This is a genomic window from Paenibacillus lentus (assembly GCF_042714055.1).
In the GTDB taxonomy this organism is placed as follows: domain Bacteria; phylum Bacillota; class Bacilli; order Paenibacillales; family Paenibacillaceae; genus Fontibacillus; species Fontibacillus lentus_A.
Window position 1 is genome coordinate 42,200 of the sequence record NZ_JBHGVC010000016.1, and the last position, 15,804, is coordinate 58,003.

The window sequence follows — 15,804 nt, forward strand, 5'->3', positions numbered from 1 at the left end:
GGGGATTAATTATGACGGAGGTTCGTGTGCGCTATGCTCCAAGTCCTACAGGGCATTTACATATCGGCAATGCGAGAACCGCGCTGTTCAATTATTTATTTGCGAGACATCACAGTGGCAAGCTGATTATTCGGATCGAGGATACCGATGTGAAGCGGAATGTCGCCGGCGGGGAAGAGAATCAGCTGACTTATTTGAAGTGGCTCGGCATCGATTGGGACGAGAGCATCGACGTTGGCGGAGACTACGGCCCGTATCGCCAGACCGAGCGGCTGGGGCTATACCGCAAATATTGGGAGGAGCTCCTTGACAAGGGGCTGGCCTACCGCTGTTATTGCACGGAAGAGGAGCTTGAGCAGGAACGCGAGGAGCAGATTGCCCGCGGGGAGACACCTCGTTATTCCGGGAAGCATCGGGACTTGACGCCGGAGCAGTGTGCGGCCTTTGAAGCTGAGGGGCGTCAGGCAAGCATCCGTTTCCGCGTGCCGGAGGGCCGCACGTATACGTTCGATGATCTGGTCAAAGGGCAGATTACGTTCCAATCCGAGACGAGCGGCGATTTTGTCATCGTGAAAAAAGACGGCATCCCTACCTACAACTTTGCGGTGGTGCTTGATGACCACTTGATGAAGATTAGTCACGTGCTCCGCGGGGAGGATCACGTATCCAATACCCCTCGCCAATTAATGATTTATGAGGCGTTTGGCTGGGAGCCGCCGGTGTTCGGCCATATGACATTGATCGTCGGCGAGAATCACAAGAAGCTGAGCAAGCGCGACGAATCGGTCATTCAATTCATCGAGCAGTATGATAATCTGGGCTACTTGCCTGAAGCGATGTTCAACTTTATTACGCTGCTTGGTTGGTCGCCTGAGGGGGAGGAAGAGATCTTCTCCAAAGAGGAATTAATTTCGATCTTTGATACGAAGCGGCTGTCTCGCAGCCCGGCCGTATTTGATAAGAACAAACTGGCCCACCTGAACAATCATTACATCAAGAACGCCGATCCTGACTACATTGCCCGGCTGGCAATTCCGCATCTGCAGAAGGCTTCGCGCCTGCCTGCTGAGCTGTCGCCGGAGCAGGAGGCCTGGGCTAAGGCTCTCGTTGCCCTGTACCAGGAGCAAATGACCGCAGCCTCGGATATTGTGGAGCTGTCGGATCTTTTCTTCCGTACGCATTTGGAGTTGGACGCTGACGCGGCTGCTGTCCTGTCCGGGGAGCAAGTGCCGGAAGTGCTCAGCGCTTTTCTCGCAAAGGTAGAGGCACTGGCTGATTATACAGCGGAGAATATTGCTGCACTGATCAAAGAGGTGCAGAAAGAGACCGGACATAAGGGCAAAAATCTGTTTATGCCAATCCGTGTCGCCCTAACGGGTCAGACGCATGGCCGCGATTTGAATCAGACGATTTATTTGCTCGGCCAGGATCGCACGATCGACCGGCTCAAGGCGCAAATCCGCGGCGCTTAGGCTGGGCTTGCAAAACAAGCCTGATTTGGGAGTTTAAATCAAATGTTGTCAGTTTTGGCGTCTTTCGGGTAATATAAAGACAGATGAGTGAATTCAAGATTCGATGTCGAATTACTGCTAGGACTACATCGTGATCCAAAGGTGTCTTTTTGAATACCCCTATAGCTTGAAATGCATAGATCGGGAGAAGTACGTAGACAATTGTATTGTCCAGAGAGGATAACCGAGGAGCCGACGGCGGCACCGGGGTGGAAGTTATCTCAATACATGCGCGGAAATGCACCCGGGAGCAGTGAAGTTGAGCGCGACATGTGCAGGTAGACTTTACCGCATCGTCCCCGTTAAGGACGCCATGAGGGATGGATAGAGCGTTATGCCTGTGATTGGCAAAGGTGTCTTATTTCCGTCCGAAGCAGAGTGGAACCGCGCTTAAGGCGTCTCTGCAGCTAAGGCTGCAGGGACGCCTTTATTTTATTTAAATATTGGGGGCTCGTATCCGTATATCGCAAGAAAAGAGAGCAGTACGAAAGACCGGGAGAGAAAAGAGGGAAGCATGATGTTCAAAAGGATGAAATCAGATATTCAAGCCGTTTTTGATAACGACCCGGCTGCGAGAAGCTGGTTCGAGGTAATCTTCACCTATTCCGGGCTGCATGCCATATGGAGCCACCGGATGGCGCATGCTTTCTATCGTCGGCGGTGGTTCACGATCGCAAGAGTCATATCCCAAACCAGCCGCTTTTTTACAGGAATCGAAATTCATCCAGGGGCGCGGATCGGCAACCGGCTGTTCATTGACCACGGTATGGGCGTAGTCATTGGGGAAACTTGCGAAATCGGGGATGATGTGGTTATCTATCAAGGAGTTACCCTGGGCGGAAGCGGCAAGGAGAAGGGCAAGCGCCATCCGACCATAGGGAATAATGTCGTCATTGGTTCTGGAGCCAAAATTCTCGGTTCATTTAAAATCGGAGATCAATCGAATATCGGGGCCAATTCCGTTGTACTGAAGGAAGTGCCGCCGGAAAGCACGGTGGTCGGAATCCCCGGCAAAGTGGTACGGCTTCGCGGGAAGCCGCTTGACCGGCTTAGCCATCAGCTTCCGGATCCGGTGATCGATTCGATGAAGGCGCTGCAGGCTGAGATCGAGCGGCTGCAGTCTGAAATTGCCGAGCTGAGGCAGCAGCGTCAGGAGCAGGTGACAGAGAGCAAATCATAACATCAACAATAGTGGCGAAAGGAATGTGAGTATGGGACTGCAAATATATAACACATTAACCCGGATGAAGGAGACCTTTGTGAGCCAGAAGCCGGGAAAGGCCAACATCTACGTGTGCGGTCCAACCGTATATGGTTATATCCATATTGGGAACGCGCGCCCGATGATCTTCTTTGACATCGTAAGAAGCTACTTGGAGAATCAGCAATATGAGGTCAACTATGTAGTCAACTTTACGGATGTCGATGATAAGCTGATTCGCAAAGCCGAAGAAATGAACACGACGGTGCCTGAAGTAGCCGAAATGTTTATCAAAGCGTATTACGAGGATTTGGATGGGCTGAATATACCTCGAGCAACGGCCAATCCGCGCGTGACGGACAGCATGGAGATCATTATTGATTTTATCAAGGATTTGGAGCAAAAGGGCTTCGCATACGCCAGCGGAGGAGACGTCTTCTTCCGGACGAAAAAGTTCCAGGATTACGGCAAGCTGTCCGGCCAGAATATTTCGGAGCTGCAATTCGGCATTCGGATTGACGTCGATGAGCGCAAGGAGAGCCCGGAGGATTTCGTGCTTTGGAAGGCGGCCAAGCCGGGGGAAATTCACTGGGCAAGTCCTTGGGGCGAAGGCAGACCAGGCTGGCATATCGAATGCTCGGCGATGTCCCGTCAGCTGCTCGGCGATACACTGGATATTCACGGCGGGGGGCAGGATCTGCAATTCCCGCATCACGAATGCGAGATCGCCCAATCCGAGGCGGCAACGGGCAAGCCGCTTGCAAGGTATTGGATGCATAATGGTTATATTAATATAGACGGCGAAAAAATGTCGAAGTCGCTCGGCAACGGCGTCCTTGTGAAGGATCTTCGTGCCGAATACAAATGTGAGGCCATTCGTTATTTCATGCTATCTACGCATTATCGGAATCCGCTTAACTTCTCGGAGAAAATTATGGAGCAGGCGGAGCGGAGCGTGGAGCGCATTGCGAACACCGTGAGCAATTTGCGCCATCGTTTGCAGACGGCATCTGCTGGCTCGGAAGAAGTGACCCCGGCATGGGAGGCGAAGCTGCGTGAAATTTGGACGGCGTTCCATGCGAAGATGCAGGATGACTTCAATACGCCGGACGCAATCACCGCGGTATTTGAATGGGTGAATGAAGTGAATTCCTTGCTTCAACGACCGATTGTCAGCCGGGCTGATCTTGAGGCCGCGCAGGCGCTGTTCTCCGAAATGAACGGTGTGCTGCGCATAGCCAAAGAGGAAGAAGCGGATTTGCTGGACGGTGACGTAGAAGCATTGATCGCAGAGCGCAATGAAGCACGCAAAGCCAAGAATTGGGCTCGAGCCGACGAAATTCGCGATCTTCTTGACGCCAAAGGCATCATTCTCGAGGACACCCCGCAGGGCATGAGATGGCGGCGGAAATGAGCGGGCATGAAGAGCTGAAGGATAAGGTGTGCGATAAAGTGCGCGATACGGGAGGCGATGAGGTGCTAGCCAAGGGGGAGGCTCCTAGAGAGACTCTGGGCGCGGATGTCGCCAAGCCCGAATCAGCCCAAGAGGCAGCAGGCGGGCTGCCGACGGTGCCTGGCGAAGTCTCGGCACCCCTCTGGTTTCCCGAGCTGCCATCCAAGCCGGCTAGACTGCTGCCGCCGCTGGCGCTGGCTTATATTGGCGACGCTGTATTCGAGGTCGCCGTTCGCCAGCATGTGATAGCCCGGCCGAACCTTCGCCCGCATCATCTTCATATCCAGGCGACGAAATTTGTCTCTGCCAAGGCGCAGGCGCGTATGCTTGCGCTTATAGAGCCGCAGCTCACGGAACAGGAGCAGGACGTGGTAAGGCAAGGAAGGAACGCCAAATCCGGAACGGTTCCCAAGAATGCGAATGTGCTCGATTACCGTCATGCGACGGCCTTTGAGAGCTTGATCGGCTACCTTTACTATACAGGGGCGCACGATCGTCTCCGGGGACTTATTTTGCAAGGCTTTGAACTGCTGGAGCAGGAATAAAGCAAACCTATGAAATTATATTACAACAAGGGAATAGAGGCGTTTTTGCCCGAAATCCCCGGGAGGATGTCATATGGACGATCAAGAATGGATCGGCGGGAAGCATTCGCTGCTGGAAGCGATGCGTGCCGGACGGACGATCAATAAAATATGGGTTGCGGAAGGCGCCCAAAAGCATTTGACCCAGCCGATTATCGCTGAGGCCAAAAAACACGGGGTTATCGTGCAATTTGTCGATAAACGCAAGCTGGATCAGATGGCTCCCGGCCTCCAGCATCAAGGGGTCGTGGCTCAGGTTGCTCCCTATGCTTATGTGGAGATCGAGGATCTCCTGCAGAAGGCGGAGGAGCGGGGAGAGCCTCCATTCCTGCTTATTTTGGATGAAATCGAGGATCCTCATAATTTAGGCTCCATTTTGCGTACTGCGGAATGCACCGGCGTTCACGGGGTTATTATCCCTAAACGCCGATCCGCATCCATAACAGCTACGGTATCGAAGACGTCGGCAGGTGCCGTCGAATACGTACCGGTAGCCAGGGTAACCAATTTGGCCCAGACGATGGAACTGCTGAAGGAATCCGGGGTATGGATTGTCGGTACGGACGTGGATGCCCAGCAGGAGATGTATGCCGCCGGTCAGGTGCTTACCGGGGCTGTCGCCATCGTGATCGGCAATGAGAATAAAGGAATGGGGCGGCTTGTTCGCGAGAAATGCGATGTCTTGCTGAAACTGCCTATGGCGGGTCGGCTTAATTCCTTGAACGCTTCGGTCGCGGCGGGCGTTATGATGTACGAAGTGCTGCGCAAACGCCGCGCCGAAGGTTAAGCAGCGGCATGCGCGAAATGCGCGACGTTCTTCTGGTCGACGGCTACAACATGATTGGCGGATGGCCTGAGCTTGCCGCACTGTCCAAGGTAGGAATGCAAGAGGCCCGCGACCGGCTATTGGAAAGGCTGGCCAATCATCAGGCCTTCTCCGGACGAAAAGTAATCGTGGTATTCGATGCCTATCGGGTGCCCGGTCTGGGGAAGTCCTTCAACCAGAATCAGGTTGAGGTTCATTTTACAAAAGAGAAAGAAACGGCGGATGAATGCATCGAGCGCCTGGTGCGCGAGTTAACGCACCGGCGCAGGCAAATCTATGTCGCGACGAGCGATACCGTAGAGCAGCATGTTATATTTGGACAAGGAGCACTCCGTGTTTCAGCGCGAGAATTGCTGAACCAGGTCGAGGAGAATGAGAGAGAGATTCAATCGAAAATTGCCGAACGCAGCTCCAAATCGAGTCGAAATAGTATTGATGCGAAGCTTAGCCCAGAGGTACGGATGATGTTTGAGCGTTGGCGCAGGGAATGAACGGACATTATTCGTTATCCTTCCAAATGCCCTTGACAAAGTTCGACTTTACATCTTTTGGTACTTTTATAGTTGACGCTGATATGCGCCATCATATATACTGATCGTATTACTTGATTGAGTGACGGGGCACCGTGCGTTGCAGCCGGAGGGATTTGTGGTGAGTGTCAATCTCGAGACGTGGGTTAGGTTTGACTATGAGATCCAAAGTGACGAAGACATTGTCGAAGCGGTCCGCGAAGGCGACAGTGAAGCGCTGGAGTACTTGATTAACAAGTACCGAAGCTTCGTGCGTGCAAAGGCCAGATCCTATTTTCTGATTGGCGCTGACCGGGAGGATATTATCCAGGAAGGGATGATTGGCCTATATAAGGCCATCCGGGACTTTCGGGGGGATAAGCTTGCATCGTTCAAGGCATTCGCCGAGTTGTGCATAACGCGGCAGATCATTACAGCGATCAAGACGGCAACGCGGCAGAAGCACATTCCGCTGAATTCGTATGTTTCTTTGGACAAGCCGATCTATGATGAGGAATCGGATCGGACGTTGTTGGATGTGATTTGTGGTTCCCAGGTATGTGATCCGGAAGAATTGATCATTAACCAGGAAGAATTCGTGGGTTTGGAAGATAAAATGTCGGAAATTCTTAGCGATTTGGAACGCAAAGTGTTGATGCTGTATTTGGATGGACGCTCTTATCAGGAAATTGCAGTGGATTTAGATCGTCATGTTAAGTCGATCGATAACGCCCTGCAGCGAGTAAAACGCAAATTGGAAAGATACTTGGAAGTTCGTGACGGAGCGATGTAGCGGTTATGTCGGAATATACAGGTGCCATAATTTAGAATAGCTAGTGCAAAGACGACTATGACTATAGTCGTTCTTTTTACGTTTACGGGCCTTTCTCAGTAAGCGGCTTAAAAGAATAAAGGCCTTGACTTGAAATTTATGACAGCCATAAAGGCGTCAACCTACTACTAATTGTTGAGACAATTCATATGATAAGTGCGGATAAGGGTTTATCTTGGAAAATGATGTGCTATACTGTTAATAATCAAATAAAGAGAAGCTCGAAGTCTCGTTGACATGGATATGGCCTTATGATAAAGTGTTTTAGGTAGGCCTAAATTTGCGTTTTTTGGATGTTTAGGTTCAATTAAGAGACTTCTCAATTTGATGAAGGTCTTCGGGAGGTGCACATCATGCGGGTAATTATTACGTTAGCTTGTACGAATTGCAAACAAAGAAACTATACAACGACAAAGAACAAGCGTAACCACCCCGACCGCATGGAGATGAAGAAATTTTGCAAGTTTTGTAACGAGCAAGTTCCTCATCGCGAAACCAGATAGTCTTTGGAGGTGTAGTCGCGTATGAAACGCAGTTTCAAATCGTTGTTCTCTTTTTTCTCTGAAAGCTGGGCTGAGCTTAAAAAGGTTCGCTGGCCTAATCGTAAAGAGCTGACCAATTATACGATGATTGTCCTCGGTACAATTGTAGTAGTCGCGATTTATTTTTGGGTACTTGATATCGGCATCTCCGCTGTGATCGAAGCGATAATTTAAGAAGGGTCCTTAGGTGGCTTGATATGGAGAAAAGATGGTATGTAGTACATACCTATTCCGGGTATGAGAACAAGGTCAAAGCCAATTTGGAGAAACGCGTTGAGTCGATGGGCATGGAAGACAAGATATTCCGCGTGCTTGTTCCTATGGAAGAAGAAGTGGTGAACAAAGACGGTAAGAAGAAGACCGTTATGCGTAAAGTTTACCCCGGATATGTCTTGGTTGAAATGATCCAGACCGATGATTCTTGGTATGTTGTCCGCAACACGCCGGGGGTTACGGGATTCGTTGGCTCGACAGGTTCCGGTTCCAAACCAACTGCGCTGCTTCCTGAAGAAGTGGATCAGATATTGCGGCATATGGGTATGGAAGAACCGAAGCCGGTCATCGATTTCGAGGTCAAAGAATCCGTACGTATCAAAGTTGGCCCGTTTGCTAATTTTGTCGGATCCATTGAAGAGATTCTGGTCGACAAGAGCAAGCTGAAGGTTCACGTCAACATGTTTGGACGAGAAACCCCGCTTGAACTGGATTACACTCAAGTGGAGAAAATATAGGTTTCTTAGGTTTCATGTGGGAGGGGAGAAATTCCCGTCTACCACTATCAGGGCAAGGAGGTGTTTTACATGGCAAAAAAAGTTATCAAAATGGTAAAACTGCAAATTCCTGCGGGGAAAGCGAATCCTGCACCTCCGGTAGGTCCGGCGCTGGGTCAAGCAGGTGTCAACATCATGGCATTCTGTAAAGAGTTTAACGCACGTACTGCCGATCAAGCAGGTTTGATTATTCCGGTTGAAATCTCGGTGTTTGAAGACCGTTCCTTTACTTTCATCACTAAGACTCCACCAGCTGCCGTTCTGCTTCGCGTTGCTGCGAAGATTGAGAAAGGTTCCGGTGAGCCGAATAAGAAAAAAGTAGCTACCGTGAAACGCGACGCAGTTCGTCAAATCGCGGAGCAAAAAATGCAAGACCTGAACGCAGCTTCTGTTGAGGCGGCTATGCGTATGGTCGAAGGTACTGCTCGCAGTATGGGTATCGCCATCCAAGACTAATTCTTGGGGCGTGCAAGCAACGGAGTTGCATGTGCAACAGAAGTTGCCTCTAAATTACATGTTGGCCTTAGGAAAACGATGTGATTTAGAGATCAGTGGGAGGAATTTCCGCTAACACCACAAAGGAGGAAGATTTTCATGGCTAAACACGGTAAGAAATACCTTGAAGCTGCTAAGCTGATTGACAGCGAAGCGACATATGAGCCTTCAGAAGCCGTTGAACTGGTGAAAAAGGCAGCAAGCGCTAAATTCGACGAAACTGTCGAAGTAGCCGTTCGTTTGGGTGTAGACCCTCGTAAACAAGACCAAGCCGTACGCGGTATCGTTGTCCTGCCTCACGGCACGGGTAAAACGCAACGCGTATTGGTATTCGCCAAAGGCGAGAAAGTGAAGGAAGCGGAAGCTGCTGGAGCGGACTACGTTGGCGATCAAGACATGATCAACAAAATTCAACAAGGCTGGTTCGACTTCGATGTTTGCGTAGCGACACCAGACATGATGAGTGAAGTTGGTAAATTGGGACGCTTGCTCGGTGGTAAAGGCCTTATGCCTAACCCTAAAGCCGGCACAGTTACGTTTGACGTAGCTAAAGCGGTTCAAGAAATCAAAGCGGGTAAAATCGAATACCGTTTGGATAAAGCGGGTCAAATTCATGCGCCAATCGGCAAAGTGTCTTTCAGCGCCGAGCAATTGAACGAGAACCTTCAGGCTCTCATTGACGCATTGAACCGGGCTAAACCGGCTGCTGCAAAGGGTGTTTACTTGAAGAACATCGCGGTTTCTTCTACGATGGGACCAAGTGCTCGCGTAAATGCAGCTGCATTCAGATAATACCGCTCACGTTTCGTGAGAAAGGGTTTGACATACGTTCGTTCCCTTGGTATACTGAACGAGTTGTTTTGGTTATTAATTAAATTTGAATATGCTTACCGTAGACAGTAGGTGCCCCGCAAGGCTTAATTTCCTACCGAGGTGTTGTGATAGAACGTCAACATGCTGCAGGATGACTGCAGATGATGATTCATCAGGCCTTCGTGATTCTACGGAGGCTTTTTTAATGAACGAATGACGGTCGAGGTGATCCTTGCCGGACAGGTTCTTTAAAAGTCTTTCTAGAGCGAGGTTGAGTTTCGCTTCGGAGGGGGACGTAAGTCGGAGAGATCTGGCTCGTACCCAGCATATCTATCAGGAGGTGTACAGTTTGGCAAACGCAAAAGTGATTCAAGCAAAGCAGGAAGCCGTTGACGTGGTAACAGCGAAGCTTCGCGAGAGCGCAACAACTGTTGTTGCTGACTATCGTGGACTTAACGTTACTCAAGTTACGGAACTGCGTAAACAGCTTCGTGAAGCTGGCGTAGAATTCCAAGTACTGAAAAATACGCTCGTTCGCCGTGCAACAGCGGCTGCGGAACTTAGTGAACTGGACGAAGTATTGACTGGTCCTACAGCAATCGCGTTCAGTGCTGATGATGCAGTAGCTCCGGCTAAAATCATCAGCGAGTTCGCAAAGAAGAACGATGCACTTAAAGTAAAAGGCGGCGTGGTCGAAGGCCGTGTAGTTGGCGTCGATCAAATCAAAGCGCTCGCGGATCTTCCTTCCCGCGAAGGTCTTCTTTCGATGCTCCTCAGCGTGCTTCAAGCTCCAGTTCGCAACTTTGCACTGGCAGTCAAAGCCGTTGCAGAAAAAGAAGAAGGCAGCGCAAGCGCATAAGCTTGGCTCTCGAGCAGTGAGTTAACGAATTTAAACCATAATGAATATAAAATGGAGGTTCCAACATGAGTAAAGAAACAATTTTAGAAGAAATCAAAGGTATGTCCGTTCTTGAACTTAACGAACTGGTTAAAGCAATCGAAGAAGAATTCGGCGTAACTGCAGCAGCTCCAGTTGTTGTTGCTGGCGGTGGCGGCGGCGGCGCTGAAGCTGCTGAGCAATCCGAATTTGATGTAGTTCTGACTAGCGCAGGCGCATCCAAAATCAACGTTATCAAAGTTGTTCGCGAAATCACAGGTCTTGGCCTGAAAGAAGCGAAAGAACTCGTTGACAACGCTCCAAAACCACTGAAAGAAAAAGTGGGCAAAGAAGAAGCAGAAGCAGTAAAAGCAAAATTGGAAGAAGCAGGCGCAGCTGTAGAATTGAAATAGTTCGCCGTTCTCCTGTGACAACCCCCTTGAACCAAGTTCAAGGGGGTTGTTTGTAAGTGCCTCGATATTTTCATAGGGCTCGTTGTTCGAGGATTGTAGTGGTTAGCTCGTTCGATGATTCATAGAGTGGACGCAGATGAAGCTTTTCTTAGTCAGTCTTTTAGGTGGGGGGAAGCTGAACGTAAGCGGGAATGCTGCTATGTATTACGGGCGGGCTGTTGAGCAAGACTGAAGATAATGAGCGTTTAAGCGGATTTAGAAATGAAACATTAGTATTTACAGCTGTTATGCTTAGTTTTTGATTGTTCGATATCTAGCTAAAAGCATTGATGTGGAGGTAGCCAAAATGGCAGATCACTATTATACCAATCAACCTTCTACGGCTCATGACCGGAAAATCTGGGATACTCAATTGCGTGAACAGAAATTTCGCTTCGTTAGTGATGCCGGGGTCTTCGCAAAAGGTGGCGTAGATTATGGAAGCAGGGTGCTGATTGAAGTGATGGATATTCCAGCAGAAGCGCAGGTGCTTGATGTCGGATGCGGCTACGGCCCCATTGGGCTTACGGCTGCTAGGCTTGCGAGCCGCGGTCACGTGACGATGATCGACGTCAACCGCCGGGCGGTAGAACTGGCGCAGGAGAATGCTAGCAACAACAAGGTAGCCAATGTTACGATCCTGGAAAGCGATCTGTTCTCTGCCTTAGGTGATCGGCAATTCGATGTCGTTCTAACTAACCCGCCCATTCGAGCAGGCAAAGAAACCGTTCATGCCATTTTTGAGGGGGCATATGATCGGCTGCAGGATGGCGGAGCTTTGTGGATCGTGATTCAGAAGAAGCAGGGAGCGCCGTCGGCCAAACAGAAGCTGGAGTCGTTGTTTCGAGAGGTCGAGGAAGTGACGAAGGATAAGGGATACAGGGTGTATCGAGCAATTAAATGAAGACTTGGCAGTGCGTAAAGAAAAAAAGGTTGACTCGTAATATTGGTTGTGATATTATTATAAAATGTCAGTATTAGGATGCCCTATGTGACTTTAGTTTGCTGAAATGTCAAGGTTTTTTTCGACACAATGAATAAAATCACGTTCTTTAACGTATAATGTGTACATTTTAGGCAAATCTACTGAATACGGGGGATGTTTAAGGCAGAAACGACACGGATAATGGTGCTCTTTTTTCGAAAGCATTCGATAAGGGCTTTTCTTTATTTGTGCAGCACGCTGTAATCCGTCTTGAACCTATTATATAGGTGCAAACACGGGTTCGCAATGTATTTTTTTAAAGTGAGTAGACATGAGGGGTGAGTAAAAGTTGGCAGGACATCTTGTTCAATATGGTCGACGCACTCGGCGAAGTTATGCACGAATTAACGAGGTACTCGAAGTTCCGAACCTGATCGAAATCCAACAGAAATCCTACGATTGGTTCTTGGAGGAAGGTCTTCGGGAGATGTTCCAGGACATTTCGCCAATTCAGGATTTTACTGGAAATCTAGTGTTGGAATTTATCGATTATAGCCTTGGTGAACCGAAGTATACGGTTGACGATGCGAAGGAACGTGATGTGACGTATGCGGCTCCGCTTCGGGTTAAAGTCCGGCTAATTAACAAAGAAACCGGCGAAGTCAAAGAGCAGGAAGTATTTATGGGAGATTTCCCGCTGATGACGGAAACCGGCACCTTTATCATTAACGGTGCGGAACGGGTTATTGTCAGCCAGTTGGTTCGCTCTCCTAGCGTCTATTTCAGTACGAAAATCGATAAGAACGGGAAGAAAACGTATACCGCTACAGTAATTCCAAACCGCGGTGCATGGCTGGAGCTTGAGATGGATGCGAAGGACATTATCTATGTCCGGATCGACCGTACTCGTAAAATTCCAGTAACCGTATTGCTTCGCGCGCTTGGCTTCGGTACAGATGCTGAGATTTTGGATTTGCTGGGTAATGACGAATATATCCGCAACACGCTGGACAAAGACAACACGGACTCTACGGAAAAAGCGTTGATTGAGATTTATGAACGTCTCCGTCCGGGTGAACCGCCGACGCTTGATAATGCGAAGAGCTTGCTGGTGGCTCGTTTCTTTGATCCGAAACGCTATGACCTGGCCAATGTCGGCCGTTACAAAATTAATAAAAAGCTTCACATCAAAAACCGCCTTTTCAATCAGCGTCTTGCTGAGAGCTTGATTGATACGAATACAGGCGAAATTATTGCTGAAGCAGGTCAAATGGTTGACCGTCGTCTGTTGGACGAGATCCTTCCTTATCTGGAAGAAAGCGTAGGCTTCAAAAACTATCATGTAGCTAACGGCGTTCTCGATGCGAACGATGTGCCGCTTCAAACGATTGATATTTTCTCTCCGATTGAGGATGGCAAAGTCGTAAAGGTTATCGCGAACCGCAATATCGACAAATCGGTCAAGCACATTACGCCGGCCGACATTATTTCGTCGATCAGCTATTTCCTGAACCTGCTGCACGGCATCGGCAGCACGGATGATATCGACCATCTTGGCAACCGCCGTCTGCGTTCTGTCGGCGAGCTTCTGCAGAACCAATTCCGTATCGGCTTGTCCCGGATGGAACGCGTCGTTCGCGAGAGAATGTCGATTCAGGATGCGAATGTCATCACACCGCAGGCGCTTATTAATATCCGCCCGGTAATCGCATCGATTAAAGAGTTTTTCGGAAGCTCCCAGCTGTCCCAGTTTATGGACCAGACGAATCCGCTCGCAGAGCTGACGCACAAACGCCGTCTGTCTGCTCTTGGACCGGGTGGTTTGACGCGTGAGCGCGCGGGCTTTGAAGTGCGTGACGTTCACCACAGTCACTACGGCCGGATGTGTCCGATCGAGACGCCGGAAGGACCGAATATCGGTCTCATCAACTCCCTATCTACGTTTGCCCGTATTAACGAGTACGGATTCATCGAGGCTCCGTATCGTTGGGTTGATCCGAAGACCGGGAAAGTTACCGATCAAATCGCTTATTTGACAGCAGATGAGGAAGATAACTACATCATTGCGCAAGCGAACGCGATTCTTAATGAAGACAATACGTTCCAGGACGAGAACGTCATTGTCCGTTATAACAAGCAGTCGGATAACATTCTGACGATGCCGAGCGACCGTGTAGACTACATGGACGTATCGCCGAAACAGGTTGTATCCGTAGCTACCGCATTGATTCCGTTCCTGGAGAACGATGACTCCAACCGTGCGCTTATGGGCTCGAACATGCAGCGGCAAGCTGTCCCGCTTTTGATTCCTAAAGCTCCTCTAGTAGGAACGGGCATGGAGCACAAGGCTGCCAAAGATTCCGGTGTATGTATTGTGTCCAAATACGACGGAATTATCGAGCGTTCCGCAGCGAATGAAATTTGGCTGCGCCGCGTCGAGGAAGTGGACGGGAAGGAAGTCCGCGGCGACCTTGTTAAATATAAATTACACAAATTTATGCGTTCGAACCAAGGAACTTGTATTAACCAGCGTCCAATCGTTAAGCGCGGGGATGTCATCAAGAAGGGCGATATCCTGGCTGACGGGCCGTCCACAGAAATGGGCGAATTGGCGCTCGGCCGCAACGTCGTCGTTGCCTTCATGACTTGGGAAGGCTATAACTACGAGGATGCGATCTTGCTTAGCGAGAAACTGGTGAAGGAAGATGTGTACACTTCCATCCACATTGAAGAATATGAGTCCGAAGCGCGTGATACGAAGCTTGGGCCAGAAGAAATTACACGCGACATACCGAACGTAGGGGAAGAAGCGCTTCGCAATCTGGATGAGCGCGGAATTATCCGCGTAGGTGCAGAGATTAGCGCTGGCGACATTCTTGTCGGTAAAGTAACGCCGAAGGGTGTTACGGAGCTGACGGCGGAAGAACGCTTGCTGCATGCGATCTTCGGTGAGAAGGCGCGTGAAGTCCGCGACACCTCCTTGCGTGTTCCTCACGGAACGGACGGGATCGTTGTTGACGTGAAGGTGTTTACCCGCGAGAATGGCGATGAATTGCCACCGGGCGTGAATCAGCTCGTCCGCGTTTACATTGCACAGAAACGTAAAATCTCCGAAGGCGATAAAATGGCCGGACGTCACGGTAACAAAGGTGTCGTAGCCCGTATTCTGCCAGAGGAAGATATGCCGTTCATGCCGGATGGCACACCGGTTCAAGTCGTACTGAATCCGCTTGGGGTTCCTTCACGGATGAACATCGGTCAGGTGCTGGAGATCCACCTTGGTATGGCAGCACTTCATCTTGGAATTCACGTCGCCACGCCGGTATTTGACGGCGCGAATGAATATGACGTGTTCGATACGATGGAAGAAGCCGGTATGCAGCGCAACGGTAAAACGGTTCTCTATGATGGCCGGACTGGTGAAAGATTTGAACGTGAAGTAACCGTTGGTGTCATGCATATGATCAAGCTGGCGCACATGGTTGACGATAAAATTCATGCTCGCTCCACGGGTCCTTACTCCCTGGTTACACAGCAGCCTCTCGGCGGTAAAGCCCAGTTCGGCGGACAGCGGTTCGGGGAGATGGAAGTGTGGGCGCTTGAGGCCTATGGCGCAGCTTACACGCTTCAAGAAATCCTTACCGTTAAGTCCGATGACGTTGTCGGTCGGGTGAAAACCTATGAATCGATCGTCAAAGGCGAGAACGTGCCGGAACCTGGCGTGCCTGAATCGTTCAAGGTCTTGATCAAAGAACTTCAAAGCTTGGGTATGGATGTTAAAATCCTGACCGAAAACGAAGAAGAGATCGAGATGAAAGAAATCGACGATGAAGATGACGCGGCTGGAGATAAACTGAGCCTGAACCTGGAAGGCGCGGAAGTCGGCGTAGAATAACACCTGGCGAAAATGACGCCGTGTGATAATGATAACCGCAGCGGAAGCTGCCTGCCTGGATTATCGGCCTACCTTTGGGAGGCCGATATTTCCCTAGACAGATAGATCGAATAGACGGA

At 49.9% G+C, this 15,804-nt stretch carries 16 protein-coding genes and 1 other annotated feature; all 16 genes read left to right on the forward strand.

All coding sequences use genetic code 11. The features are described 5' to 3' along the window. The first annotated feature begins 8 nt into the window (after positions 1-8). The 16 genes from gltX to rpoB all read left to right on the forward strand — a co-directional run bounded on the left by gltX (position 9) and on the right by rpoB (position 15,685). The gene (gene gltX / locus ACE3MQ_RS24185; RefSeq protein WP_379397729.1) at positions 9-1,472 is read left to right on the forward strand and encodes a glutamate--tRNA ligase; all 1,464 of its coding nucleotides are present in this window, start codon (positions 9-11) and stop codon (positions 1,470-1,472) included. Between the two features lie 556 nt (positions 1,473-2,028). Then, entirely contained in the window at positions 2,029-2,691 is a 663-nt protein-coding gene (cysE, locus tag ACE3MQ_RS24190; protein ID WP_379397731.1) for a serine O-acetyltransferase, read from the forward strand. A 31-nt stretch (positions 2,692-2,722) separates the two neighbouring features. Beyond that, entirely contained in the window at positions 2,723-4,126 is a 1,404-nt protein-coding gene (gene cysS / locus ACE3MQ_RS24195; RefSeq protein ID WP_379397617.1) for a cysteine--tRNA ligase, read from the forward strand. 218 nt (positions 4,127-4,344) lie between these two features. Then, on the forward strand, positions 4,345-4,710 hold the full coding sequence (locus ACE3MQ_RS24200; RefSeq protein WP_379397733.1) for a Mini-ribonuclease 3: 366 nt from the start codon (positions 4,345-4,347) through the stop codon (positions 4,708-4,710). Positions 4,711-4,783: 73 nt separating this feature from the next. Continuing rightward, positions 4,784-5,536, forward strand: a complete 753-nt coding sequence (gene rlmB, locus ACE3MQ_RS24205) for a 23S rRNA (guanosine(2251)-2'-O)-methyltransferase RlmB (RefSeq protein ID WP_379397620.1) — start codon at positions 4,784-4,786, stop codon at positions 5,534-5,536. A gap of 8 nt (positions 5,537-5,544) precedes the next feature. Next, complete coding sequence (locus ACE3MQ_RS24210; RefSeq protein WP_379397622.1) at positions 5,545-6,066, forward strand: NYN domain-containing protein; 522 nt, start codon at positions 5,545-5,547, stop codon at positions 6,064-6,066. Between the two features lie 157 nt (positions 6,067-6,223). Further along, complete coding sequence (gene sigH, locus ACE3MQ_RS24215; protein WP_379397624.1) at positions 6,224-6,877, forward strand: RNA polymerase sporulation sigma factor SigH; 654 nt, start codon at positions 6,224-6,226, stop codon at positions 6,875-6,877. A 392-nt stretch (positions 6,878-7,269) separates the two neighbouring features. Further along, positions 7,270-7,419, forward strand: coding sequence for a 50S ribosomal protein L33 (rpmG, locus tag ACE3MQ_RS24220; RefSeq protein ID WP_071784256.1), 150 nt, complete (start codon positions 7,270-7,272; stop codon positions 7,417-7,419). A gap of 21 nt (positions 7,420-7,440) precedes the next feature. Next, positions 7,441-7,632 carry a preprotein translocase subunit SecE gene (gene secE / locus ACE3MQ_RS24225; protein ID WP_055105057.1) on the forward strand — a complete coding sequence of 64 codons (192 nt, stop codon included), beginning with the start codon at positions 7,441-7,443 and terminating at the stop codon, positions 7,630-7,632. Between the two features lie 23 nt (positions 7,633-7,655). Continuing rightward, entirely contained in the window at positions 7,656-8,189 is a 534-nt protein-coding gene (nusG, locus tag ACE3MQ_RS24230; RefSeq protein WP_379397627.1) for a transcription termination/antitermination protein NusG, read from the forward strand. Positions 8,190-8,258: 69 nt separating this feature from the next. Then, a complete protein-coding gene (gene rplK / locus ACE3MQ_RS24235) occupies positions 8,259-8,684 on the forward strand; it encodes a 50S ribosomal protein L11 (RefSeq protein WP_379397629.1) in 426 nt (141 codons plus the stop codon). Between the two features lie 138 nt (positions 8,685-8,822). Continuing rightward, the gene (gene rplA, locus ACE3MQ_RS24240) at positions 8,823-9,515 is read left to right on the forward strand and encodes a 50S ribosomal protein L1 (protein WP_379397631.1); all 693 of its coding nucleotides are present in this window, start codon (positions 8,823-8,825) and stop codon (positions 9,513-9,515) included. An 80-nt stretch (positions 9,516-9,595) separates the two neighbouring features. Then, positions 9,596-9,749, forward strand: a sequence feature (ribosomal protein L10 leader region). 136 nt (positions 9,750-9,885) lie between these two features. Continuing rightward, positions 9,886-10,395, forward strand: a complete 510-nt coding sequence (gene rplJ, locus ACE3MQ_RS24245; protein ID WP_379397735.1) for a 50S ribosomal protein L10 — start codon at positions 9,886-9,888, stop codon at positions 10,393-10,395. Positions 10,396-10,460: 65 nt separating this feature from the next. Then, positions 10,461-10,826, forward strand: coding sequence for a 50S ribosomal protein L7/L12 (gene rplL, locus ACE3MQ_RS24250; protein ID WP_379397633.1), 366 nt, complete (start codon positions 10,461-10,463; stop codon positions 10,824-10,826). Positions 10,827-11,172: 346 nt separating this feature from the next. Continuing rightward, entirely contained in the window at positions 11,173-11,769 is a 597-nt protein-coding gene (locus ACE3MQ_RS24255) for a class I SAM-dependent methyltransferase (protein WP_379397635.1), read from the forward strand. Positions 11,770-12,139: 370 nt separating this feature from the next. Further along, on the forward strand, positions 12,140-15,685 hold the full coding sequence (gene rpoB / locus ACE3MQ_RS24260) for a DNA-directed RNA polymerase subunit beta (RefSeq protein ID WP_379397637.1): 3,546 nt from the start codon (positions 12,140-12,142) through the stop codon (positions 15,683-15,685). Positions 15,686-15,804: the final 119 nt, after the last annotated feature.